22 protein-coding genes are annotated in these 24247 nt (G+C 71.9%); 8 read left to right on the top strand and 14 right to left on the bottom strand.

What is annotated here, in order from left to right; translation table 11 throughout:
• Nucleotides 1-59 precede the first annotated feature (59 nt).
• Nucleotides 60-671 carry a hypothetical protein gene (locus ABEB28_RS34380; RefSeq protein WP_345732432.1) on the top strand — a complete coding sequence of 204 codons (612 nt, stop codon included), beginning with the start codon at nucleotides 60-62 and terminating at the stop codon, nucleotides 669-671.
• A gap of 125 nt (nucleotides 672-796) precedes the next feature.
• On the opposite strand, the gene ABEB28_RS34375 is transcribed toward ABEB28_RS34380, so the two are convergent.
• Nucleotides 797-1957, bottom strand: a complete 1161-nt coding sequence (locus ABEB28_RS34375) for an NAD(P)/FAD-dependent oxidoreductase (protein ID WP_345732431.1) — start codon at nucleotides 1955-1957, stop codon at nucleotides 797-799.
• A gap of 115 nt (nucleotides 1958-2072) precedes the next feature.
• Here ABEB28_RS34375 and ABEB28_RS34370 point away from each other — a divergent pair, with 115 nt between their 5' ends.
• On the top strand, nucleotides 2073-3164 hold the full coding sequence (locus ABEB28_RS34370; protein WP_345732430.1) for an S-(hydroxymethyl)mycothiol dehydrogenase: 1092 nt from the start codon (nucleotides 2073-2075) through the stop codon (nucleotides 3162-3164).
• Complete coding sequence (locus tag ABEB28_RS34365; RefSeq protein WP_345732429.1) at nucleotides 3161-3790, top strand: MBL fold metallo-hydrolase; 630 nt, start codon at nucleotides 3161-3163, stop codon at nucleotides 3788-3790. The genes ABEB28_RS34370 and ABEB28_RS34365 overlap by 4 nt, the downstream gene beginning before the upstream one ends.
• Nucleotides 3791-3846: 56 nt before the next feature.
• Here the strand turns inward: ABEB28_RS34365 and ABEB28_RS34360 are convergent, their stop codons facing one another.
• Nucleotides 3847-4908: a hypothetical protein gene (locus tag ABEB28_RS34360; RefSeq protein ID WP_345732428.1), complete on the bottom strand. Its 1062-nt coding sequence runs from the start codon at nucleotides 4906-4908 to the stop codon at nucleotides 3847-3849.
• Nucleotides 4909-5088: 180 nt separating this feature from the next.
• Here ABEB28_RS34360 and ABEB28_RS34355 point away from each other — a divergent pair, with 180 nt between their 5' ends.
• Both ABEB28_RS34355 and ABEB28_RS34350 read left to right on the top strand, forming a co-directional pair.
• Nucleotides 5089-6132: a lytic transglycosylase domain-containing protein gene (locus ABEB28_RS34355; protein ID WP_345732427.1), complete on the top strand. Its 1044-nt coding sequence runs from the start codon at nucleotides 5089-5091 to the stop codon at nucleotides 6130-6132.
• 165 nt (nucleotides 6133-6297) lie between these two features.
• Nucleotides 6298-8247: a serine/threonine-protein kinase gene (locus tag ABEB28_RS34350; protein WP_345732426.1), complete on the top strand. Its 1950-nt coding sequence runs from the start codon at nucleotides 6298-6300 to the stop codon at nucleotides 8245-8247.
• A gap of 3 nt (nucleotides 8248-8250) precedes the next feature.
• On the opposite strand, the gene hemB is transcribed toward ABEB28_RS34350, so the two are convergent.
• From hemB to ABEB28_RS34320, 6 genes are all read right to left on the bottom strand, one after another.
• Entirely contained in the window at nucleotides 8251-9240 is a 990-nt protein-coding gene (gene hemB, locus ABEB28_RS34345; protein WP_345732497.1) for a porphobilinogen synthase, read from the bottom strand.
• 177 nt (nucleotides 9241-9417) lie between these two features.
• Nucleotides 9418-10992: a bifunctional uroporphyrinogen-III C-methyltransferase/uroporphyrinogen-III synthase gene (locus ABEB28_RS34340; RefSeq protein ID WP_345732425.1), complete on the bottom strand. Its 1575-nt coding sequence runs from the start codon at nucleotides 10990-10992 to the stop codon at nucleotides 9418-9420.
• Nucleotides 10989-11918: a hydroxymethylbilane synthase gene (hemC, locus tag ABEB28_RS34335; RefSeq protein ID WP_345732424.1), complete on the bottom strand. Its 930-nt coding sequence runs from the start codon at nucleotides 11916-11918 to the stop codon at nucleotides 10989-10991. Before hemC ends, ABEB28_RS34340 begins: the two co-directional genes overlap by 4 nt.
• A complete protein-coding gene (locus ABEB28_RS34330; RefSeq protein ID WP_345732423.1) occupies nucleotides 11915-13294 on the bottom strand; it encodes a glutamyl-tRNA reductase in 1380 nt (459 codons plus the stop codon). Before ABEB28_RS34330 ends, hemC begins: the two co-directional genes overlap by 4 nt.
• 115 nt (nucleotides 13295-13409) lie before the next feature.
• Nucleotides 13410-14183, bottom strand: coding sequence for a redox-sensing transcriptional repressor Rex (locus ABEB28_RS34325; protein ID WP_345732422.1), 774 nt, complete (start codon nucleotides 14181-14183; stop codon nucleotides 13410-13412).
• A gap of 303 nt (nucleotides 14184-14486) precedes the next feature.
• A complete protein-coding gene (locus tag ABEB28_RS34320) occupies nucleotides 14487-14735 on the bottom strand; it encodes a glutaredoxin family protein (RefSeq protein ID WP_345732421.1) in 249 nt (82 codons plus the stop codon).
• Nucleotides 14736-15209: 474 nt separating this feature from the next.
• Here ABEB28_RS34320 and ABEB28_RS34315 point away from each other — a divergent pair, with 474 nt between their 5' ends.
• The 3 genes from ABEB28_RS34315 (at nucleotide 15210) to ABEB28_RS34305 (ending at nucleotide 19062) form a co-directional block, all read left to right on the top strand.
• Nucleotides 15210-16505 (top strand): ECF subfamily RNA polymerase sigma factor, BldN family, encoded by a 1296-nt coding sequence (locus tag ABEB28_RS34315; protein WP_376981590.1) that lies wholly within the window; start codon nucleotides 15210-15212, stop codon nucleotides 16503-16505.
• A 133-nt stretch (nucleotides 16506-16638) separates the two neighbouring features.
• On the top strand, nucleotides 16639-18006 hold the full coding sequence (locus tag ABEB28_RS34310; RefSeq protein ID WP_345732420.1) for a DUF5667 domain-containing protein: 1368 nt from the start codon (nucleotides 16639-16641) through the stop codon (nucleotides 18004-18006).
• 171 nt (nucleotides 18007-18177) lie between these two features.
• Complete coding sequence (locus ABEB28_RS34305; RefSeq protein ID WP_345732419.1) at nucleotides 18178-19062, top strand: HAD family hydrolase; 885 nt, start codon at nucleotides 18178-18180, stop codon at nucleotides 19060-19062.
• 57 nt (nucleotides 19063-19119) lie between these two features.
• Here ABEB28_RS34305 and ABEB28_RS34300 read toward each other — a convergent pair whose 3' ends face one another.
• The 6 genes from ABEB28_RS34300 to proC form a co-directional block, all read right to left on the bottom strand.
• The gene (locus ABEB28_RS34300; RefSeq protein ID WP_345732418.1) at nucleotides 19120-19371 is read right to left on the bottom strand and encodes a hypothetical protein; all 252 of its coding nucleotides are present in this window, start codon (nucleotides 19369-19371) and stop codon (nucleotides 19120-19122) included.
• A gap of 34 nt (nucleotides 19372-19405) precedes the next feature.
• On the bottom strand, nucleotides 19406-20311 hold the full coding sequence (locus tag ABEB28_RS34295; protein ID WP_345732495.1) for a lysophospholipid acyltransferase family protein: 906 nt from the start codon (nucleotides 20309-20311) through the stop codon (nucleotides 19406-19408).
• A 696-nt stretch (nucleotides 20312-21007) separates the two neighbouring features.
• The gene (locus ABEB28_RS34290; protein WP_345732417.1) at nucleotides 21008-22108 is read right to left on the bottom strand and encodes an NAD-dependent epimerase/dehydratase family protein; all 1101 of its coding nucleotides are present in this window, start codon (nucleotides 22106-22108) and stop codon (nucleotides 21008-21010) included.
• A 92-nt stretch (nucleotides 22109-22200) separates the two neighbouring features.
• On the bottom strand, nucleotides 22201-22299 hold the full coding sequence (locus ABEB28_RS34285) for a 30S ribosomal protein bS22 (RefSeq protein WP_003948845.1): 99 nt from the start codon (nucleotides 22297-22299) through the stop codon (nucleotides 22201-22203).
• A 533-nt stretch (nucleotides 22300-22832) separates the two neighbouring features.
• On the bottom strand, nucleotides 22833-23039 hold the full coding sequence (locus ABEB28_RS34280; RefSeq protein WP_376981594.1) for a helix-turn-helix domain-containing protein: 207 nt from the start codon (nucleotides 23037-23039) through the stop codon (nucleotides 22833-22835).
• A 393-nt stretch (nucleotides 23040-23432) separates the two neighbouring features.
• Entirely contained in the window at nucleotides 23433-24236 is an 804-nt protein-coding gene (gene proC, locus ABEB28_RS34275; protein WP_345732416.1) for a pyrroline-5-carboxylate reductase, read from the bottom strand.
• Nucleotides 24237-24247 lie beyond the last annotated feature (11 nt).

The raw sequence follows: 24247 nt of genomic DNA, 5'->3' as shown, positions 1-24247 counted from the left end.
CGAAAACGGTGACCGCGCTGCTCTCCGCCGTTCTCCGGCCCCGCCGTCAAGGAGGAACCGTGCGTCCCCTGCGTCGCCTGCTCGCCACGTTGACCGCCACTCTGGCGGCCACCGCCACTGGTCTCGCCCTCGCACAGCCGGCTCAGGCCGCCCCGATCGACCTGGTGTTCGCGAACACCACGGGAACGACCTTCATCGCCAAGCAGAAGGTGACGGCCCAGATCCCGACGTCGGTCGTGAAGACCTCGATCGATCTGGACGCCAAGACGCTCACCGGTACGGCCGAGATCCCCGACCTGACGGTGAAGCTGAAGCTGGCCAACCTGATCCCGACCACGTCGATCGTCCGGATCGTCCCGCAGAGCGGCCTGACCGGCACCGTCGACCTGGCCGCCAACAAGCTGACGACCACCACCACGTTCAAGCTGCAGGTCCTGAAGGTCTACCAGGACGCGCTGCCGAACCTGAACCTCGTCAGCCCGAACTGCATCAGCAAGACCGCCACCAGCGCGACGCTGACCAACACCACGCCGATCGACATCTTCGCGACGACGACGGTGTCCGGCACCTACAAGATCCCGGCGTTCACCAAGTGCGGCCTGCTCACGCCGCTCCTGACGACGCTGCTGGCCGGTGACGGCAACACGCTCACCCTGAACCTGAAGGGCTGAGCCGACACGACGGTGGCCGCCGACCCGGGAGGGGGTCGGCGGCCACGGTCGTGCGTACGGCAGATTTCTGACCGCTTATCGACGTATGGCGCGCCGCCGATACGTCGATAAGCGATCAACTTTCTTCAGGCTGCGGCTAGCTCGCGGCGGAGGCGCACGAACGTCCGCGGGATGCGCGCACCGAGCACCGCGACCAACCGCCCGTCCCGCCGGTACGTGGCAACGAACCGGTGCTCGCCCGGGTCCCCGTCCACGACTTCCACGGAATCCCCCGGCCGTACGAAGCCGGCGAACTGGATCATCACGCCGTACTGCTCGCTCCACACGTACGGCACCGGGTCGTACTCCACCGGCGTCCCCAACAGCCCGGACGCCACCGCGGCACCGTGCTCGCGGGCATGCGTCCAGTGCTCCACCCGGATCAGCCCGCCACCCCGCACCGAGGGGTAACGCGCCACGTCGCCGCAGGCCCAGACCCCCGGCACCGACGTCCGCCCGGCGGCGTCCACGACGACGCCGTTGTCCAGGGCGACCCCCGAGTCGGCGAGCCACGAAACCGCCGGCGCCACCCCGATCCCCACCACGACGACGTCCGCCGGCAGCTCCCGCCCGTCGGCGAGCACGACCCCGCTGACGGCGCCGTCAGCGGACGAGAGCCCGGCCACCGACACCCCGGTCAGCAACGACACGCCGTTCAGCCCGTGCAACGACGTGACCACCGCAGCCATCGAAGGCCCGAACACGTGGGCCATCGGCTCCGCCGCCGCGTCCAGTACGGTGACCGATGCTCCGAGCTTGGACGCCGTCGACGCCACCTCGGACCCGATGAATCCGGCCCCGATGACGACTACCCGCGCGCCCGGCACGAACGCCGCGCGCAGAGCGTCCGCGTCGTCGGTGGAGCGGAGCGTGTGCACGCCCCGCAGCCCGGCCGCGGCGGGCAGGCTTCGCGGCGAGGTGCCGGTCGCGATCACCACCGCGTCACCGGTGATCGACGTCCCGTCAGCCAGAGCCACCGTGCGGTCGCGCAACGAAACCGCCGGCACCCCCAGATGCCAGGTGACCGGTACGTCCTCGTCCGGGACGAGCAGCGAGATGCCGTCGAGGTCGAGGTCACCGGCGAGGTACGCCTTGGAGAGCGGCGGACGGTCGTAGGGGCGGTGCGGCTCGTCGCCGATCAGGTCGATCGCGCCACCGAACCCGGCCGACCGCAGGGAGCGCGCCACCGACCAGCCGGCGAGCGAGGCCCCGACGATGACGACCCTGGCGATGACCTCGTTAGCCACCGGCGCTCTCCCATTCACAGGAACTAGGCTTCTCTTCAGATCATCGTCCCGTAACAATCGCCGCACGCGCCGGGGCGTTCTGCTCTCCGGCACCCACGCGGGAAGGGGAGTCGCAGTGACGCAGGAGGTACGCGGAGTAGTTTCCCGAGGCAAGGGCGCCCCGGTGGAGGTCACGACCGTCCTGGTGCCCGACCCCGGTCCCGGCGAAGCCGTGGTGAAGGTGCAGGCGTGCGGCGTTTGTCACACCGACCTGCACTACCGCGAGGGCGGCATCAACGACGAGTTCCCGTTCCTCCTCGGCCACGAAGCGGCCGGCATCGTGGAAGCCGTGGGAGCGGGCGTTTCCAACGTGGCCCCCGGCGACTACGTCGTCCTGAACTGGCGCGCGGTCTGCGGCGACTGCCGGGCGTGCCTGCGCGGTCAGCCCTGGTACTGCTTCAACACGCACAACGCGACCCAGCCGATGACGCTCGAGGACGGCACGAAGCTCTCCCCCGCGCTCGGCATCGGCGCGTTCATCGAGAAGACGCTGGTCGCGGCCGGGCAGTGCACGAAGGTCGACCCCGAGGCTGCTCCGGCCGTCGCGGGCCTGCTCGGCTGCGGTGTCATGGCCGGCATCGGCGCGGCGATCAACACCGGCGGCGTCGGCCGTGGGCACAGCGTCGCGGTGTGGGGCTGCGGCGGCGTCGGTGACGGCTCGATCGCCGGTGCCTACCTCGCGGGTGCGCGCCGGATCATCGCGATCGACGTCGACCCCCGAAAGCTCGAGTGGGCGAAGGAGTTCGGCGCCACCCACACGATCAACGCCCGTGAGGTCGACGACGTGGTGACCGCGGTCCAGGACCTCACCGACGGTTTCGGCGTCGACGTCGCGATCGATGCGGTCGGCCGTCCGGAGACCTACAAGCAGGCGTTCTACGCCCGCGACCTGGCCGGCACCGTCGTGCTGGTCGGCGTCCCGACGCCCGACATGACCCTCGAACTGCCGCTCATCGACGTGTTCGGCCGCGGCGGCGCGCTGAAGTCGTCCTGGTACGGCGACTGCCTGCCGAGCCGCGACTTCCCGATGCTGATCGACCTGTACCTGCAGGGACGTCTCCCGCTGGACAAATTCGTCACCGAGACGATTCCGTTGGACGGCGTCGAGGCGGCGTTCGCGAAGATGCACCACGGCGACGTGCTGCGCTCGGTGGTGACCTTCCCGTGAGCCCTCGGATCGATCGTCTCGTCACCTCCGGGATCTTCGCGCTCGACGGCGGGGAGTGGGAGGTCGACAACAACGTCTGGATCGTCGGCGACGACTCCGAGTGCCTGGTGATCGACGCCCCGCACGAGGCGGACGCGATCGCCGCCGCGGTCGGTGGCCGGACGGTCACCGCGATCGCCTGCACCCACGCCCACAACGACCACGTCAACGCCGCGGTCGAACTGGCCGGGTACGTCGGGGCGCCGATCCTGCTGAACCCGGCGGACCAGGTGCTGTGGGACATGGTCTACCCCGACCGCGCGCCGGACGGGCCGCTCAGCGACGGCCAGAAGCTCACCGTCGCCGGGGTGACCCTGGAGGTGCTGGCGACGCCGGGACACGCTCCTGGCGCCGTCTGCTTCTACGCGCCGGAGCTCGGTGCGCTGTTCTCCGGCGACACCCTGTTCCAGGGTGGACCGGGCGCGACCGGTCGGTCGTACAGCGACTTCGGCACGATCATCGACTCGATCCGGGACCGGTTGCTGTCGCTGCCTGCAGAGACGGTCGTGCACACGGGCCACGGCGACACGACGACGATCGGCGCCGAGGCGCCGCATCTGCAGGAGTGGATCACCCGAGGTAGCTAGTGACACGAAAGTGTGGTGTGGGCGCTTGCCCACACCACACTTGCTGTCACGTCACGTCACGGGCCGGGGACCGGCGCGGGCGGCGGGCCGCCGGGGCGACGCGACAACAGCGCGACCCCGCCCGCCACCAGCAACAGGAGTCCGACCAGCGCCACCGCGAACCCGGCCGCGAGCAGGCTGTCGAGGATCTGCGCCAGCGCGGTCGCCGGCACGACGAGCGCGATCAGCACCGCAGGCACCAGCGCCGGCCAGCGACGAGTCCCGAGATAGAGCGCGAAGCACCCGGCGGCGAACGCCACCCCCATGAGCAGCCCGACGATCGCGAGCAGCGGTCCGTCGCCCAGGTACGAATCGTTGGTGACCGCCTCAGCGGCGCCGAATCCGGTCAGCCCGCCGAGGAGTACCGCCACGCCGGGCTCGCGGATCGGGGTGCCGCGCACCGGGATCGCCAGCAGCATCCAGAACGCGCCGAGCACCGCATACGCGATCCCCCAGGGCAGGATGTCGTCCACGTTCGCCCGGCCGAGGAAGTCACCGACCAGCATCGCCGACGCCAACCAGGCGGTGAACATCAGCGGGGCTCCCCGGACCAGCGCGTACCCCGATACCGCGACCAGCAGCGCCGCCAGCGAACCGGCCAGCACCTCGGCCGAGTCGGAGGCCGGCACCGCAGCCGCAGTGGCCGCCGCACCGGCGGCCAGCGCTCCGAGCACGGACGCCAGCCGGAGCCGCGCGTCGAGCGTGTCGTCGCCGAGGCGGGCGAACCGGGCCGCGACCGCACCGCCGCCCAGCACGAGCGTGGCGACCACCGCCAGCAGGAACCGCATGATCGACGGGAACGCGTCCCAGGTCGGGACAACGATCGCGGCCGCACCACCCAGCACCATCGCGCCACCGACGTAACCCGCGATCTCGACGATGCGCGTGCGGGTCCGGTGCTCACCCGGGGCGGGCCCGGCCGGGATCGGCGTGGCCCAGAGCGGACCGAGACGGTGTGCCACCGCGTCGGCCTGGCCGGGCGCGAGGACGCCGTCACGCACGAGGTCAGCGAGGGCGGCTCGCATGGCGGCGTGCGTTGCGGCGGAGGCGGACCCCTGCTCGGGTCTCGGGCTGGTCATGCGCACATCATGACTCCTGCTCCGACCTGCGCACATGAGTTGAACTACCTGCTCGGCAAGCGTGCACACACCGGTCGGAAGCGGCACCCTGGGACCGTGCGCAGCGAAACGGGCAAAGATAGCGAAGACGGGGCTAACCGGACGGCTGAGTTCGAGGGCGAAGAAGCGGCTGGTCCGCCCGTGAGCGGGGCGCCGCCACCGCCCGTCGAGCCGTGGCGACAGACCGCCGTCGCGTGGACCCACCACGCCGAAGCCTGGGCCGCACGGACCGGGGCGCGCGTCCAGCAGGCCTCGGAGCCACCGCCCGACGCCTCCTCGCCCGCCACCGAGCTCCCGCCTGCGCAGACGGAGGCGGGCGTCCAGGAGACCCTCGGGGAGCCCACCCACCCGGCCGCACGCCGGTACTGGATCCGCCGCTACTGGGCCCCGGTCGCGGGGGCAACCGCGTTCGTTCTCTGCCTCGCTAGCGCCGGCTGGGTCGTGTGGAGCTGGAGCCGCCCGGAACCCGAACCACCGCTCACCGCTCCACCCCCGCTGGAGTCCCCACCCGCCGCCCCGACCGCCGCGCCGCCGAGCCTCGCCGCCACCACACCGCCGCCGCCCTCGGAGAGCGCTGCCAGCGCGCCGCTGAACGCCGCCCGCCCCGAGGAGACCGCCGGCCGCCCAGCCGACCGGCTCGCGTCCTGGGCCGGCGCACTCCGACAGCTCGGGATCCCAGCGGTCGCGCTCCAGGCCTACGGCTACGCCGAAGCGGTACTCGCCACCGCGAAGCCCCGCTGCCGGCTCTCCTGGACGCTGCTCGCCGGCATCGGCGCCGTCGAGTCCAATCACGGACGCTACGGCGGTGCCACGCTCCGGCCGGACGGCACCACCAGCCGCCCGATCATCGGCGTTCCGTTGGCCGGCGGCGTCGGCGTCGAACTCATCCGGGACACCGACGGGGGCACGCTCGACGGCGATCGCACCTACGACCGCGCGATCGGTCCGATGCAGTTCCTCCCGACCACCTGGCGGGCCTGGGCGGTGGACGCCGACGGCAACAACCGTGCAGACCCCTACGACATCGACGACGCCGCGCTCGCGGCCGGCTACTACCTCTGCGCCGGTGATCAGAATCTCGCCACCGGCGCCGGCTGGTCGTCCGCCGTGTTCAGCTACAACCGCGTCCCCGCGTACGTCGAACGGGTCTACCAGGTCGCCGACTCCTACGGCCGGACCTCGTAACGAAGCGGCCACGGCCTGGCACCGGTTGACTCGACCAGTAACGATGGTCGCCGGGGCCCGGGCACCGCGATTCCGACACCGGGATCCGGGGACGGCCTCGACGCGGAGCGCCGGGCACGCAGGAAGTGCCGGGCCCCGGGCGAACGGGGAAGGAGCCGCGGGTCAGTGACTGCGCCGACGGTAGGACAGCTGGGGCACTACCGGCTGGTCGGTGTGCTCGGAACCGGCGGCATGGGCACGGTGTACCTGGGCCGGTCGCCGGGCGGACGCCTGGTCGCGGTCAAGGCCGTGCACGGGCATCTCGCGCTCAACCCCGACTTCCGGACCCGCTTCCGCCGTGAGGTGGCGCTGGCCCAACGGGTCGGTGGACCGTTCACCGCCGCGATGCTCGACGCCGACCCGGACGGTGATCCGCCCTGGCTCGCGACCGAGTACATCCGTGGCCAGTCCCTCGCCCAGGTGCTGAACGAGCACGGCGCGCTGCCGGAGGACACGGTCCGGGCCCTGGCCGCCGGTCTGGCCGAGGCGCTGCAGGTCATTCACGCCGCCGGGGTCGTCCACCGCGATCTGAAGCCGTCGAACGTGTTGCTGTCCGAGAACGGGCCCCGGGTCATCGACTTCGGGATCGCCAAGGTGGTCGAGGGCATCGACCTCACGGGGGACGGCCCGCTGCTCGGGACGCCCGGCTACATGTCGCCGGAGCACCTCGCGGGTACCCCGCTCGCGCCGAGCAGCGACGTGTTCTCGCTGGGTGCGGTGCTGGCGCACGCGGCGACGGGCGTCGCGCCGTTCGGGGCGGGGCAGTCGTTCGCGGTGGCGAACCGGGTGGCGACCGCACCGCCCGACCTGTCCGGGCTGCCCACCGGCCTCGCCGAGTTGATCGGGAGCTGCCTGGCGAAGGAGCCCACTGAGCGGCCCTCGCTGGACTGGATCGTCCGCCACGTCGGCTCGTTCGCCGACCAGGACAGCTGGCTCCCCTCCGAGGTCGGTGCCGCGATTCGGCACCGACCCGCGCCGACGCGGCCGTTCACGAGCGCCGACGCCCCGCCTCCTGGTGCGCACGCCGCGGCGGACGACGAGCCGCTGGACTTGGTCGCGTACCTCGCCGACCGGTTCTCACGCCGTTCCGGGGGCGCCCCGATCGAGGTGCGCGCCGGCCGCGTGGGATCGTCCTCCCCGATCGCCGCCCGGCCGACCGCCGCCGCTCCAGCCGCCGCGGGCGCCGCCGCCGCGACCACTGCCGCCGCTGCGGGCACCGCGAAGGCGGGCACCGCCGCTCCGCCGGCCCAGATGGCTCCGCCGGCCCAGGTGGCGGCCAAGCTGAAGGAGGGCGCGGCCCGCCTGCAGGGCGCCGCTGCCCGCCTCCGAGCCGCGACCGCCGCCCCACCCCCGACCCAGCCGCCGCCCGCTGTCCCGCCGCCCGGCGGTGCCTCGCTCAACGGCCGGCCACCCGGCGCTGCCCCGCGGAACGGCGTCCGGCCGCCTCACGGGGTCGCGCCGCAGCAGCGCGGCCCGCTACCGCCGGGCACCCCGGACAGCCGTGCCGCCGCCGCGCCGCTGCGCAGGCCGCGCCAGCTGCCGTGGCAGCGCCTCCAGTGCCCGCCGATCGGCACGGCGTCCGGACGCCGTGCCTGGAGCCGCGGACTGCTGATCCTGATCGTGCTGGGCCTGCTCGACGCCGTGGCGCAGGCGCCGTTCGTCCGGCAACTGCTGGTCGACGGAGCGCTGACCGCGCCCTCCTGGCTCGCCGGCGCGTTCGAGGCGAGCACGACGATCCGCGAGCAGACCGACTGGATGCCCGATCCGGTCACCGGCTGGGTCACCGCCGACGGCGCGGACGCCGCCACGGTGGCGAGCCGCCTCGCCGCGGTACCGCTGGCGCTGCTGGCCTGCGTCGCGCTGATCCGGCGTGGTGGCACGACGACCTGGATGATGACCGCCAAGACCGCGGCCGGTTGGCTCGGGACGCTGGTCGCGGTGTTCCTGGTCTGCCGCTACCTGGCGACCGGCTTCGCGTCCCTGCTCTGGGCGGTCGCGACGCTCGGCTGGGGCTTCCTCTTCGTCTTCCCGGTACTAGCGTTCCTCACCAAACGCCTCGCCGGCTCCCCCCGCTGACCCTCAGTCGAGAAGACCGGCCGCCTCGGTGGCCCAGTAGGTGAGGACGAAGTCGGCGCCGGCGCGGCGGGCGCCGAGCAGGGTTTCGAGCATGACCTGCTCGCGGTTGATCCACCCGTTCGCCGCTGCCGCCTCGACCATCGCGTACTCGCCGGAGACCTGGTACGCCGCGACCGGCACGTCCACCGCGTCGGCGACCTGGCGCAGCACGTCGAGGTAGGGCAGGGCCGGCTTCACCATGATGATGTCGGCACCCTCGGCGACGTCGAGCGCCACCTCGCGCAGCGCCTCGGCCGCGTTCGCCGGGTCCTGCTGGTAGGTCTTCCGGTCGCCCTGGAGCTGCGACTCCACCGCGTCCCGGAACGGCCCGTAGAACCCGGACGCGAACTTCGCCGCGTAGGCGAGGATGACGGCGTTCGTGTGGCCGGCCGCGTCGAGGGCGGCCCGCACCACGCCGACCTGCCCGTCCATCATCCCGGACAGCCCGAGCACGTGCGCTCCGGCATCGGCCTGGGCGACCGCCATCTCGGCGTACCGCAGCAGCGTGGCGTCGTTGTCGACCGTGCCGTCGGCGGCCAGGACACCACAGTGACCGTGATCGGTGAACTCGTCCAAGCAGAGGTCGCTCATCACGACCGTGTCGCTGCCGACCTCGGCGATCACGTCGGCGATCGCGGTGTTCAGGACTTCGTCGGTCGTCCCGCAGTGGTCGCGCTCGGTCGGGACGCCGAACAGCATCAGCCCACCGATACCCGCCTCGACGGCCTCGGCAGCGGCCTTGCGCAGCGAATCCCGCGAGTGCTGGACGACGCCCGGCAGCGACGCGATCGGTCGTGCCTCGTCCAGCCCTTCCTTGACGAACATCGGAAGGACCAGGTCGGCGGGGTGCAGCCGGATCTCGGAGACCAGCCGACGCATGGCCGGGCTCTGCCGCAGCCGCCGCGGGCGGACGCTCGGGAACCCGCCGCCACCGCCGCCGCTACCCGGCACCATCCCGGGGCAGAGCTTCTCCAGCGACGGCGCACCCGCAGTGGTTCGCCGCAACGTTCCGCTCATCGGTCTCCCTCTCCGGCCGCGTCCACTGTCACTCCCACAATGCAGGACGCGACCCCGTGTTTGCTGGTTCAGGTGACGTTTGGTGCGTCACCTGAACCGGTCAGGCGAGAACGGTCAACGCGCGAGCCGCCCAGCGGTCGGGCCCTGGGCCTTCGCGCCACGCCGCGGCTTGGCCGGCAGCGACGCGAGCTTCTCGCGGAGCTCGAGCGCGTACTCGGCCAATGCCTCCACCAGCGACGGCACGTTCGCGGTCTCCGGCTGCACGTCGACACGGAGGCCGAGCTCGCGAGCGGTGTCCGCGGTCTTCGGCCCGATGCAGGCGACGACCGTGCGTGCGTGCGGCTTACCGGCGATGCCGACCAGGTTCCGGACCGTGGACGACGAGGTGAACAGCACCGCGTCGAAGCCCCCGGACTTGATCGCGTCGCGGATCGGCGCCGGCGGCGGAGCGGCCCGGACGGTGCGGTAGGCGGTGACGTCGTCGACCTCCCACCCGCGCTCGATCAGACCGGCGGCGAGCGTCTCGGTCGCGATGTCGGCCCGCGGCAGCAGGATCCGGTCGATCGGGTCAAGGACCTCGTCGTACGGCGGGAAGTCGGCGAGCAGACCGTCGCTCGACTGCTCACCACTCGGCAGCAGCTCCGCCCGGACGCCGAACGCCTCCACGGCCGCCGCGGTGGCGTCGCCGACGCAGGCGATCTTGACGCCGGCGAACGCGCGAGCGTCCAGACCGAACTCGGCGAACTTCTCCCAGACCGCCTTCACCGCGTTGGTCGAGGTGAAGATGACCCACTCGTACCGGCCGGTGACCAGGCCCTTGATCGCCCGTTCCATCTGCGCCGGGGTCCGGGGCGGCTCGACGGCGATCGTCGGCACCTCCTCCGGGATCGCACCCCAGCCACGGAGCTGCGCGCTCATCGCACCGGCCTGCTCCTTGGTGCGGGGCACCAGGACCTTCCAGCCGTAGAGCGGCCGCGACTCCCACCAGGAGAGCTTGTCCCGCAGACCGACGCCGGCGCCGATGGAGACCACCAGCGTGCCGTAGAGGCCGATCGCGGCGTCGACGATGCCGTCCAGCGTGGAGACCGAGGTCGACTGGGTGTCGGTGGTGCCGTCGCCGGTCACCAGCACGGTCGCCTGACCGCTCATCCCGGCCGCGAGCAGCCCGTCCCGGACGGCGGGCAGGTCACCCGCGTCCAGCGTCAGCGTCAGCGAGCCGGGGACCGCGACCATCGCGTCGAAGTCGAGCGCGGTGACGTCCCGCACCTCGACCGTCGTGCGCAGGCCGCCGGTCGGCGCGCCGGCGTAGCCGGTGACGCCCTCGGCGAGCGGAACGCCCGGAACGACCTCGAACGGGATCGAGGTCCGGGCGACCGCCTGCACCTCGCGGACGATCGACTCCGCGGTCAGCGGGTCGCCGGCGACCAGGCGGGCCACCGTGCGGCCGGAGCGGGCTCCGGACAGCAGCACTTTCGCGACGTCACCCGCCGCACCCTCGGCGACACTCACCTCCACCTCGGCGGGCGCCCCGGCGACCACCGCGGCCAGCAGGGTGGCCGGAAGAGACCGGTCGTGCAGGATGTGGTCGGCGTCAGCGACGGCATCGAGCGCACGCCGGGTCAACAGACCCGGGTCGCCGGGGCCTGCCCCGACGAACGTGATCCGGCCAGTCGTGGAGCGACGGGTCATGCGGTTCTCCCCATCAGGGTGTCGGCGCCGGCAGCGAGAAGGTCAGCAGCGAGCTGCCGACCGACCGTTTCGGCGTCGGTGTGCAAACTGTCGTACGAGATCGTCCGCGCGTCGGTCAGCACGGTGGAACCGTCCAGCGACGCGACCCGGGCTCGCAAGGTCAAATCGGTGTTGCGTGCGGTGGCCCAGGCGGCGACCGGGGCACTGCATCCGGCCTCGAGCGTGGACAGCAGGGCTCGTTCCGCCAGGACCTCGGCCCGTGCGCTGGGTGACTCCAGCGCGCCGAGCAGCGTCACCAGCGCGGTGTCGGCGGACCGGCACTCGACCGCGAGCGCACCCTGAGCCGGCGCGGGCACCACGACGTCGGGGTCCAGGGCCTCGGTGATCTCGGCGGACCGGCCGAGCCTGGTGAGCCCGGCCACGGCCAGCACGACCGCGTCGAGTTCACCGCTGCTGACCTTGCCGAGCCGGGTGTCGACGTTGCCGCGGATCGGCACGCAGACCACGTCCGGACGCGCGGCGAGCAGCTGGGCGATCCGGCGCGGCGCGCCGGTTCCGATCCGGGCGCCGGCCGGCAGCTTCTCCAGCGTCAGGCCGTCGCGGGCGATCAGCGCGTCCCGAGTGTCCTCGCGGACCGGTACCGCGGCGATCGTCAGCCCTTCGGCGGCGGCGGTCGGCAGGTCCTTGTACGAGTGGACCGCGAAGTCGATCTCGTCGGCGAGCAACGCGTCCCGCAGCGCGGACACGAACACGCCGGTGCCGCCGATCTGGGTCAGCGGCGTCGTGCGGTCGCGGTCGCCCTCGGTGCTGATGTGCACCAGCTCGACCTCACGGCCGGTGGCGGCGGTGAGCGCGGCGGCGACGTGGCCGGACTGGGCCAGGGCGAGCGCGGACGCCCGCGTGCCCAACCGCAGCGGCCGGCTCATCGGTGCACTCCGTTCTCGGTTACCGGGCTGTCCCTGACGATCCAGGGGTTGCCGTCGACGACGCTCTCCGGGCCGACCGGCTCCACCGTGACGGCCGCCGCCGGGCGGGCGTGGCCATCGAGCAGGAACAGTTCCCGGACCGCCGCAGCGTAGCGGTCTCCGCCAGGCGCCGTAGCCAGCTCTTTCATCCGCACCGTCGGCGTGTGCAGAAGCGTCGAGACGACCCGGCGGACGGTCTTCTCCACCTCGCGGCGGGACGCGTCGTCGAGGTCGGGCAGCCGGGTGTGCAGCCGCTCGAGTTCCCCGGCCACGACCTGGTCGGCCCGGGCGCGCAGGGCCACGACCGTCGGCGCCACCTCGGTCGACCGCTGCCACGCGGCGAACGCCTCGACCTCGCTCTCCACGATCGACGTCGCGGCGCCGACCGAGGCCGACGCGGGCTCGTGGGCCAGCGCGGCAGCGAGCGCCTCGATGTCCAGCACGACGACGCCCGGCAGCGTGTCGACCGCCCGCTCGGTGTCGCGCGGCACCGCCAGGTCGAGGATGGCCAGGTCGGGCGCGTCCGGCCCACGTTCCTCGATCGCGGCGGAGACGTCCTGGTAGGTGAGCACGGCCTCGGTCGCGCCGGTGGCGGTCACGACGACGTCCGCCTCGGCGAGCGCGGCCCGGATCTCGGAGAGGTCGCCACCCCGCCCGCCGACGCCGGCGGCGACCCGGTGGGCGGTCTCCGGGGTGCGGTTGAGGACGGTGATCGCGCCGATGCCGTCGCGGCGGAGCGTGGCCGCGGCGAGCGCCCCGAGGGAACCGGCGCCGACGACCAGGGCGCGACGGCCGGACAGGGAGCCGACCCGCTCGGCGCCCAGCCGCAGGGCGGCGGTCACCACCGACTGGCCGGCGTGGTCGATGTCGGTGTCGGTGTGGACGCGCTTGCCCACCCGCAGGGCCTGCTGCATCACCTCGTGCAGCATCCGGCCCGGCGCACCGTGGCTGTCCGCCGCGTTGTAGGCGTCGCGGAGCTGCCCGAGGATCTGTGGCTCACCGACGACCAGCGAGTCCAGCCCGGACACGACCGTGAAGATGTGCCGGACGGCGGCGTCTGCGTAGTGGACGTAGAGGTGGTCGGCGAGCTCGGCGATGTGGACGCCGGTACGGGTCGAGAGCACCTGGCCGATCTCGTGCAGCGCGCCGTGGAACGTGTTGACCGCGGCGTACACCTCCACCCGGTTACAGGTGGAGAGCACTACCGCCTCCGCGACGTGCGCACCGCTGATCAACTCGGCCAGGACACTGCCGAGCTCGGCGGGCGGCACCGACGCCCGCTCGAGCAGGCGCACCGGCGCGGTGCGGTGGTTGAGACCGACGACGACAACGCTCATGCCTGGTGCACGCTCCGCTCGGGGCTCCCGGTTCGGTACACGCTCACTGAATTCTTTTCGACCGACCCTTGCGGACGACGTTCACCCCGCGGGGGCACGTGAGGTTGAAAAGAGTTCATCGACCGACGACCTCCCGGGCGTCGACTCGGGGAGTCGGCAGTGGCGTGACGGTGCCCGCTGCGGCGGACTTCATGCTGCCGTTCACACCGGAGGCACTCCCGGCGTCGTCCGCCTTCCGCTGCTCGTGGAAGGACAGGATCTGCAGCTCCAGAGCGAGATCGACCTTGCGCACGTCCACGCCGTCGGGGACCTGCAGCACGCAGGGCGCGAAGTTCAGGATGCTGGTGACCCCGGCCTCGACCAGGCGGTCGGCGACCTCCTGGGCGGCGTCGGCAGGCGTGGAGATCACGCCGATCGAGACCTGCTCCTCGGCGACGACCCGGTCCAGGTCGTCGATGTGCCGGACGTCGAGGCCCGCGATGCATTCACCGACCCGCTCGGTGTCCGCGTCGAAAAGCGCCGCGATCCGGAAGCCGCGCGAGGCGAATCCGGCGTACCCGGCCAGCGCGTGACCGAGGTTTCCGACCCCCACCAGGACGACGGCCCATCGCTGGGTGAGTCCGAGCGCACGGGAGATCTGGTCGACCAGGAGAGCGACCTCGTAACCGACCCCGCGGGTGCCGTAGGAGCCGAGATGAGAGAGGTCTTTGCGTAGTTTCGCCGAGTTCACCCCGGCCGCGACCGCCAGCTCTTCGGACGACACGGTGTTGTGCCCGGCGTCGGCGAGCGCGTGCAACGCCCGCAGATAGACCGGGAGCCGGGCGACCGTCGCTTCGGGCACACCGCGGGCACGACCCGCGGCGCGGATGCGCGGACGATCTCCGGACATCGGTCTCCTCGACGGTGCGGACGCCGACTGTGGTACGCGTGATCGGCACGCCGGGAGGTGGTTCCGAAGGTCTACGGCCAGGGACGTGTGGCGTACCCCGACCGCTGTACCTGCACCCGGCACGGGAACAGCGCTTGTCCTCACCGTAGCCGCTTGTGAACGCCTGCACAAAGTCGACGCCGCAGGCCAGAGGCTCGGTGACGAGCGCCACAAGCACCGCGAGTGTCGAGAAGATCACAGAACGCTAGTTCGACGCTCGACCGATCGTCCCACTCAGCCGGTCACCGGCGAGGTCGCCTCGATTCAGCGCTCGAGATCGCGGCGGAGCCGGGCCTCCTCGACCCGCCAGAAGCCGTGCTCTTCGTTGTCGAGCAGGACGACCGGCACCCGATCGCCGTATTCGTAGGCCAGCTCGGGATCGGCGTCGACGTCGACCTCGCTCCACTCCACACCGGTGTCGGACGCGATCCGCGCCAGCACACCCTTGGCGTCGTCGCAGAGATGGCATCCGACGCGAGTCAGCAGCGTCACGGTGTGGTCGGTCGCCGCCATTCCCGCCTCCGGTCATCCACGATGGACCGGCCGCCGGCCCGAGGCCTCGAAGTCTGCCACGCGCGCCCGCGGCAGCGTCCGTCACCACAGGGCAGCGAGTGCTCAGGTCTCCGAGCGCCGAGGGGCGTTCGGGGGCCAATCGCAGAACTCCACGCGTGGCGCTGCCCCCCGTACGGGGGCGGTGACTAGGTTTTTCAACTCTGAGTGGCACGGCAGTGCCAGGATGTGCCGCAGTGCACGACAAGGGGGCCGGAATGGAAGAAATGTCGTGGTGTGTGCGTCCCCGACGCGGCGAGAGCCTTGGGGAAAGTATGATCTCTGCGTTATCGGTCAAGTACATGCTGTAGTCGGTCCGTCCGGACGTCGTCCGGCCGGCGGGCTCGCCACTTCCGGGGCACCGCTGGTGACCGCTCGGCCGAGGCCGTCGCTCACGGCCTCCCCGGCGGGCGCGGCGGGCCACATGGGGGGACGAGCATGATCGGCGGGATGGCGGGGTACGGCGCGTTGCCGGGCGGCATCGAGCTGGAACTCGACCTCTCCGATCTCCGGAGCGCGCTCGCCGACCTTCGGGCACGGACCGGCCTCCGCAGCCGTACCGGCCTGGGCGGGTTGGGCCTCGGCCTCGGCGGCAGCCTGGGGGGTGGTATGCGCTGCCTAACCGGCCGACGGGAACCGGTCCGTGTGCCCTGGGCCCGCGCTGCCATGCACGTGACCCGGACCGACGCCGGGGGCGGCGGCCTGGACGCAGACAGCACGCCGACCGCGGCACTGCCCCTGCCGACGCTGCCCGCTGTACCGGGTCCGACAGCTCCGACCCCGGGCAGCGGCGGTTCGCCGACCGGTCCGGTGCTGCCTGCCCAGCCGGGCGTCGACGGCAGCGGAAACGGCGGCAGCGGTGGCTCGACCGCAACGCCGTCCGAACCGCACCGCGCCGACCCGCGGCCGGGCCGTCCGTCCTCGCGTGCACTGCGCAACCCGTCGCCGCGCCGACCGGTGGATTCGGAGACCGGCAGCACCGTGGTCGTCGGACGCCCGTCCGGCGGAGCCGGTCCGGGTGGACCACCGGGTGGGCCGCCGGGTGGACCACCAGGCCAGGGTCCGGAAGACCCCGGCCAGCATGGCTCGTACAGCGACGAACCACCCGGCTACCGCGTTCCCGGCCCGACCAGGGGTCGCCGCGGCTCCGCGCCCGGTCCAGCGGTCGCCGACGACGAGGACGTCTGGGACCTCGTGCGGCTGGCGCAAGCCGGCGACACCCAGGCGTTCGCACGGATCTACGACCGGTACTTCGACACCGTCTACCGGTACATCTCGTACCGGATCGGGTCGCGCACCGTCGCCGAGGACCTGACCAGCGAGGTCTGGCTCCGCGCGCTACGGCGGATCGGCAGCGTCACCTGGCAGGGCCGGGACCTCGGCGCGTGGCTGGTCACCATCGCGCGCAACCTGATCGCCGACCACTACAAGTCGGCGCGGGCCCGCCTCGAGGTGACCACCGCCGACATGCTCGACGCCGACGACGCCGACACCGGTCCGGAAGGCCGGCCGGAGGCCGAGGTACTCACCCGACTGGACAACGCGACGCTGCTGGACGCCGTTCGCCGCCTCAACCCCGAGCAACAGGAGTGCATCACGCTCCGGTTCCTCCAAGGCCTCTCGGTCACCGAGACGGCGCAGATCATGGGCAAGAACGACGGCGCGATCAAGGCACTCCAGTACCGGGCGGTACGGACACTCGGCCGCTTGCTCCCGGAGGGATTCACTCCGTGACGCTTGCGAACCGACTCGCCCCCGTAACCCCGAGGCGGCGCGGCGCGTTATCCGGGTTGCCGAGGCGATGGTCTCCTCGGCACCGGCAGCGAACGGCCGGGACGTGGGGGGCGGAGAGGAGGTGCCCACGGTGATGCTGAGCCCAGCGGAACGCCGACGAGCGCGAGACTTCAACGCGAGAGTGTCGGCCCGCCGTGGTGCCGAGCACCGCCACGCCGAGCGGACCACCGATCGCGCCGCCGGTGAGCGTCGGACGATCGACCACCCCGGTCGCTCGCGACATATCGGCCAGCACGCGGCGGGGCAGCACGCGGCGCCGTCGCACGTGGTCGGCGTCCACCGCGCTCCGGCGGATCGCGGGTCGGACGAGGTCGCCGACCTGGTGCTGCTCGCCGAACGCCTGGGAAGCGCCGGTTCACAGGTACAAGCCGACGACGAGTTCCGCGACCGGCTCCGGCAGCGGCTCATCGCGGTCGCCTCGGTGCACGGCATCAACGCCGAACCCGGCTTCCGGCCGCCGCCCTCGGTGGACGTCGAGCCCGGTGCCCGTCCGTTCCCGGCGGTCCGCCGCCGGATACCCCGCCGGGTCACGGTGGCGAGCGGAACGCTGGCCGGCCTGGTCGCGCTCTCCGGTGTCGGCTTCGCCAGCGGTGGTGCCAACCCCGGCGACGCGCTCTACGGCGTCAAACGGAGCCGTGAGGCCGCGCAGCTCACGCTGGCCCGCTCCGCCGTCGCCCGTGGTCAGCTCCACCTCGGGTTCGCCCGCAACCGGCTGTCCGAGGCCGGGGCGGCGACCAGCGACCCCACCCAGCTCGACCGGCTGCTCGACGACATGGACAGCGACAGCCGCCTCGGCATGGCCGACCTCGGGACCGCGGCAGCCACCCAGCACCACCCCGCTCCGCTCGACCTGGTGGACGAGTTCACGGTGTCGCAGCGCCGCGGGCTCACCCGTCTGGAGAGGGGTCCGGCCTCACCGCCGGCGGCCGTCCGCCGGATCCGTGCCTCCCTCGCGCTGCTCGAGCAGATCGGGGCCCGGTCGTCCGACCTGCGCGGCGTACTGCACTGCACCGGCCCATTGACCAGCGACGAGCTGGGACCGATCGCACAGCCCTGTGCCGGGTCCGCAGCCGAACAATCCCCGCTACCCTCGGACGAGCCCGCACCACCGGAAGCGACGTGGACCGTGCGTCCGCGTCCGGAAGAGTCGGACCGCACGTCCGACGCACCGAGCAAAGACCCCGCTGGCAGCGCGGCCAGCACCGGCCAGAGCTCCCCCGGAGTCTCCGGGCGGAAGTCGTCCGCAGCCGTCCCGGACGATGGCTGGGAGATCAACCCGTCGAGCGCCGTGGAAAACCTGGTTCCGCAGTCCGGTTCCGTCCTCCCCTCGCCGACCACCGGATCACCGATCGATCCGCTCGTCGGCTCGGCCGACAACACCATCGACAGCGTCGTCGGAAGCGCCCTCACCAGTAGCGTCGGGCAAACCGGCAGGGACTAGAAACCTCCGCCCCGAGCGTTCACTCCGGGGGCGCGCACGCCTCACGTCCTGTTGCCCCGACGGGCACAGAGGCGCACAGACGGCCGCCCGTACACTTGAGGCCGGCCGCCCCGCACGCGCCCCGGGGGTCTACAGGCGCGTTTCTGCACGTCAGTGTTTCGGAGGTAGCGCGTGATCACGCTCACTAACCGACGCGGCCGGATCCGCGGCGACGCCCGGGCAGTGGTCGCCGGGGCCGCGAGTGCGGCTGCTGCGGAGGTGGAGGCGCCGTCCAGGGTGACGCCGGACCTCGGCGCCGCCGCGTTCTTCGACGTCGACAACACGATGATGATGGGCGCGTCGATCTACCACTTCGCCCGTGGCCTCGCCGCGCGGAAGTACTTCAGCAGCCGGGACCTGTTCGGCTTCGCGATGCAGCAGATGAAGTTCCGGATGTCCGGCGTCGAGGACACCGCCAACATGGTGACGGCCCGCCAGGCCGCGCTCGCGTTCGTCGCCGGCCGAGAGGTCACCGAGATCGTCGGCCACGCCGAGGAGATCTACGACGAGGTGATGTCCAAGCGGATCTGGTCCGGCACCCGCGCGCTGGCCCAGATGCACCTCGACGCCGGTCAGCGCGTCTGGCTGGTCACCGCGACGCCGGTGGAGCTGGCCAGCATCATCGCCCACCGGCTCGGGCTCACCGGTGCGCTCGGCACCGTGTCCGAGATCGTCGACGGGAAGTACACCGGCCGGCTGGTCGGCGAGCCGCTGCACGGCCCGGCGAAGGCGGAGGCGGTGCTCTCGCTGGCCCGTCGCGAGGGCCTGGACCTGACCCGCTGCACCGCCTACAGCGACTCGGTCAACGACGTCCCGATGCTCAGCACGGTCGGCACCGGAGTCGCGATCAACCCGGACTCGGCGCTCCGCCGGGAGGCCCGGGAGCGCGGTTGGCAGGTCCGCGACTACCGCACGGCTCGCAAGGCCGCCAAGGTCGGTGCCCCGGCCGTAGCCGCCGCCGGCGTCATAGCCGGCGGCGTCGCCGGCACGTTGGCCGTCCGCCGCAAGATTGCCTGAGTGGGCGGTGCACACTTTTCGCCTCGATAGCGGCCAAAAGTGTGCACCGCTCGGGGCTCAAAGCCCGACGCGGCCCTGCTCGGCGGTGTCGGGGGTGGGGCGGGTGTCGTCCGGGGCGTCGTCGGGGCGGTCGGCGCCGCGGTCCTTCCAGATTTCGGCCAGGGCGTCGCCGCCGGTGGCGTCGTCGTTCTGCCCGTCACCGGAGTAGGTCGCCATCGCGGCCTGGATGTCCTCCTGAGTGACCTCGCCAGCCGGCTCCGAGCCTCCGGCGGCCGGTCCTTCACCCTGCGCGTATCGGTTGTCCGTCATGCCGGACGGTTACCCGGCTTGGGCACTCCCTAACTCAGCCGAAGACGCTGCGCCGCCGCATCAGCAGCTGGAAGAGCATCTGCTGGATCGTCTCCCGCACCTGATCGGTCAGGTTGAACACCTGCATCGGGTCGTCGGCTCCGGACGCCAGGTCCGACGTTTCGATCGGCTCGCCGAACTCGATGTACCACTTCGACGGCAGCGGCACCACGCCCAGCGGCCCCAGCCAGGGGAACGTCGGGGTCAGCGGGAAGTACGGCAGCCCGAACATCCGCGCGATGACCTTCGCGTCCCCGATCTTCGGATAGATCTCCTCCGCGCCGACGATCGCGCACGGAATGATCGGGGCCTTCGTGGCCAGCGCCGCCGACACGAAGCCACCCCGCCCGAAGCGCTGCAGCTTGTACCGCTCGCTGAACGGCTTCCCGACGCCCTTGAAACCCTCCGGGAAGACGCCGACCAACTCGCCGCCGGAGAGCAGCCGCTCGGCGTCCGGCTGGCACGCCAGCGTGCTCCCGGACTTCCGCGCCAGCTCACCGACGAACGGCATCTGGAACACGAGGTCCGCGCCGAGCAGCCGCAGGTTCCGCTGCGCCGGGTGGTGGTCGAGGAGACCGAGCTGCAGCATCGTCGCGTCCACCGGGATCGTCCCGGAGTGGTTGGCCACCACGAGCGCGCCGCCGGTGTCGCTGACGTGCTCCAGCCCTGAGATCTCCACCCGGAACCACTTCTCGTAGATCGGGCGCAGCGCCGGTGCCAGCACCGAGGACGCGAACTCGGGGTCGAACCCGAATTCGTCGGTCTCGTACTCGCCGGTCAGCCGCCGGCGGAGGAAGGCGAGCGCCCCGGCGACCCGCCGGTCCCAGACGTCCGGCTCACCGGTGCTGCCGCCGGCCGTGCTCGGTGCCGGCTCGGAGGCGGCCTTCCCGGCCGTGCTCACTTTTTCGGTGGACGCCCGGGCAGCGGCCGAACGGCGGCCACGCGCACCACCGTCCTCCGCGGGGCGCCTCGACCGGCTACTCGCGGCCCGGCCGTTCCCCGCGGACGTGGTGGCGCTGCCCCGGCCGGTGGCCGTGGTGCCGTCCTTCGCAGCGGCGGTGCGGGAACCGGTCGCACCCTTGCTCCGCCCCTTGGCCGGCGCATCGGGGCTCGTGGCTGCGGTGCCCGTGCCCTTGGCGGCGGCGCTACGGCCCTTGGTGGACGTACTGCGGCTGGGCGCCGTGCCTCGACCCTTGCCTGCCGTGCCGCGTCCGGCTCCTGCGGTGGTGCGCCGGCGCTGCGCGGGGGCGTTCGCGGTCCCGGAAGCGTCCTCGGTCGTCTCGACGGTGACGGTCTCCCCCGCGGCCAGCTGGTCGGAGTCCGCGTCGGCGGTGACGCCCTCGTCCGTCGTCACCACCGGTTCGGCGGGGAGGGTCGGGTCGGCAGCTGCGGTCTCCTCCGTGTCGACCGGCGCCTGCTGTTCGGTGCGCTGAGCACGGGACGCACCGCCGTCGAAGGGGATGATCTGGGCGTCGGGCATCTGCGGCACTCCTTGCCAACCGGGGGTCTCGCCCTACCGGGGTTCCACCAGGGTCGGGGGCCATACGTCGGGTGATGGGGACCGAAAGCTCGGGACGTGGGGGTGGCCGGACACTCGTCAGGGGCGGGGGGCGCCCGCGCGGACCGACTCCACCAGGCGCCGCGCGACCGACCAGCGGCTCTTCAGCGCCCGTTCGACCGCGCTCAGGTTTTCGGCGGACAGCACGGAGGCGAGGTCGCTGCCCCGGACGAAGTCGTCGAACGCCGCCGCGGTCGTGTAGGCCGGGGTCAGGCCGAACTCCTGCTGGAGCCGGGAGATGTCGACGACCCGGCCGTAGGTGAGCAGCCGGGTCTGTTCGGGGGAGAAATCGATCGAGCCCGCCTGCCGGACGACCAGGCCCAGGTACGGGGCGGTGATCGACGGCACCGGCACCGGAACGCGTCCGGCCCGGCGGATGGCCTGCGAGAGCAGCAGCGATCCCGGCCCGGCGACGTTGTAGGTGCCGGGGTGGTCCTCCAGCACGGCCCGGCAGAGCGCGTCCAGACCGTCCTCCACGTGCAGGAACTGGAGCCGGGCGTCGTAGCCGAGCACGGTCGGCACCACCGGCAGCGCGAAGTACCGCGCCAGCGGTGTGTCGATCCGCGGGCTGAGCATGTTCGCCAACCGCAGCGTCGTGACGATGACGTCCGGACGTCGTCGGGTGAATCCCCGGACGTACCCTTCGACCTCGGTGGCGTCTTTGGCGTAGCCGCTCGGCGGGCTCTGCTTGGCCTGGATGTTCTCGGTGAACACCGCCGGATCGCGCGGCGACGCACCGTAGACGGCCGTCGACGACCGCACGACGAGCTTCCGGACGGTCGGCGCCTTCTGGCACGCAGCCAGGAGCTGCATGGTGCCGATCACGTTGAGCTCTTTCATCGACGCCCGCCCGCCGAGGCCGGCCGGGGTCGCGAGCACGCTCATGTGGACGACGGTGTCGACACCGGCGTCGGCGATGACCTTCGCGATCAACGGGTTGCGGATGTCGGCTCGCACGAATTCCGTGCGGCCGATCCGCTCGGCGGTCTCCGCGTCCGGTGCCACGGTGTCGACCCCGAGTATCCGCTCGATACCCGGGTCGGCCGCGAGCCGCGCGGCCAGCCGACCGCCGAAGTACCGGCTGACGCCGGTGACCAAGACGACCCGGGGCAGACCCGGCGGTGTTTCTTCTGCCGGCATGCTGCCTCCCCGGGTGCGGCCCGATGAATTCTTTTCGACCTCCGACCTGCTGTCAGGTCAAGCGACCGCAGCTGACTCCGGTCGAAAAGAATTCACTTCTTGTTGCGACGCTGGACGCGGGTCCGCTTCAGGAGCTTGCGGTGCTTCTTCTTCGCCATCCGCTTGCGGCGCTTCTTGATGACCGAACCCATACGACTTCCTCGATGCTCTTGGTACGACAACAGTGAGACGGAAGTACACCCTATCCCGAGCCGGCCCGCTCGCCCTGCCCGGGCTGCCGTCGCCCGGGTCGAGCCCTCTTGACAGGGGTCGCCGAGCGTGCAGCTCGCCGTACCAAAAGTGAGCATAGGTCGGAGTTCCCGCCCCCGCGACCCGATCGAGAAATACCCCGCAAAGCCGCTGCCCGCGTCCGCCAGGCCGCTGTTCAAGCGCCGCCAGGCGCGAATGTTCTGACCTGGAGCCCGGTGAGGGCGGCGCTGACAGTCGAGCGCGCCGACGCCGTGACATAAGGGGGCCCGTCATAAGGAGGCGCGCTCGCCTGTCAGCGTCGTCCTCACCGGGCCGCCCACAAAGAGAAGCCGTGGGTGGGAGGGGACTCCCACCGCACGGCTCTTCTCGGTGGACGGCGTTACGCCGCCCGGTCAGGCCAGGTTCCCCCACCCGGAGCGGAGGTTGCAGCGGACTCCCCGGCCGCTACTGCCCCTCTCCGGGTCGAGGCCGTCTCTCAAGCGGAGTCGGTGAACGCGTCGCGAAGATAGTCGTGCACAGCGCGTTCGGGAACCCGGAACGAGCGCCCAACCCGTACTGCGTTCAGCTCTCCAGAATGGACAAGCCGGTACACGGTCATCTTCGAGACTCGCATCAACGTCGCCACTTCAGCGACGGTGAGGAACCTGACGTCGGACAGATTCGACGGTCCTGCCATTGCCATACGACCCACCTCACCCGGGCACGTATCGGGTGCCGGCTTCCCCTCCGGCACGGTGGTCACGCACGTGCTCCTAGTAGAGTAACGGTGCAAGTGGGAGCGAGCGATACCCTCAGCAACTCTGCCTATGCTGATCGCAACAATACTCGTGAGTTCGCCCGGGTTTGGCCCACTTTAGACCGTCCGGATTCATGTTTTGTCATGTCCCGGACAGCTCGATCCGCCCCACGATTGCCCACCAGCCGCCGCCGGATCGGCCTCACTGGCCACATGAGTCACTCCCACAACGCGCCGAGGCCCCCACCAGAACGCCGCGCTGCCCGTCGTCCACATGAAGCAGTTGCCGTTGAAGCGCCACCAGGCGCGCGCCCTTTGTTCGAACCTGGACGGGCCGCTCTAATAAAGGTGGCCTAGTTCTGTGGAGCGGTCACGGGCGGCCTCGATCGCGTCGAGCAAGGCGGCGCGGACGCCGTGGCGCTCCAGCTCGCGGATCGCCGCGATCGTCGTTCCGCCCGGCGAGGTGACCGCCTCCCGCAATTGCACCGGGTGCTGCCCGCTGTCCCGCAGCATCGTCGCGGCACCCAGCGCGCTCTGCACGATCAGGTCCGCCGCGACCTCTCGGGGGATTCCGAGCAGGATCCCCGCGTCGATCATCGCCTCGACCAGGAAGAAGAAGTACGCGGGCCCGGATCCGGACAGCGCGGTGACGGCGTCCTGTTGCGACTCGGGCAGCCGCCGCACCTTCCCCACCGGACGCAGCAACGCCTCGGCGGCGGCCAGGTGCTTCTCCTCCGCATGGGCTCCCGCGGAGAGGACGCTCATCGCCTCGTCGACGAGCGCCGGCGTGTTCGGCATCACCCGGATCACCGGGACGCCCTCGGCGAGCCGCTGCTCGTAGTACTTCGTCGGGATCCCGGCCGCCACCGAGACGACGAGCTGCTCCGGGACGACCAGCGGCGCGAGCGTGTCCAGCAGGCCACCGACGTCCTGCGGCTTCACCGCGATGATCAGCGTCCGGGCGTGGGCGACCGCCTCGGACGCTGGGACGGCCCGCACGTCGTACCGCTCCAGCAAGTACTGCGCCCGCTCCTCGGAGCGCTCGACGACGACGATCTCCTCCGGCGACCGGCCGGCCCGCCGCAGGCCGGAGAGCAGTGCCTCGCCGAGCTTGCCGGCACCGAAGAGCGCCAACGAATCCACAGGGGTTCCTT

Origin of the sequence: Cryptosporangium minutisporangium (assembly GCF_039536245.1) — a bacterium.
GTDB lineage: Bacteria > Actinomycetota > Actinomycetes > Mycobacteriales > Cryptosporangiaceae > Cryptosporangium > Cryptosporangium minutisporangium.
The sequence above is the reverse complement of the archived record's forward strand: the minus strand, read 5'-3'. Positions and strand labels throughout refer to the sequence as shown.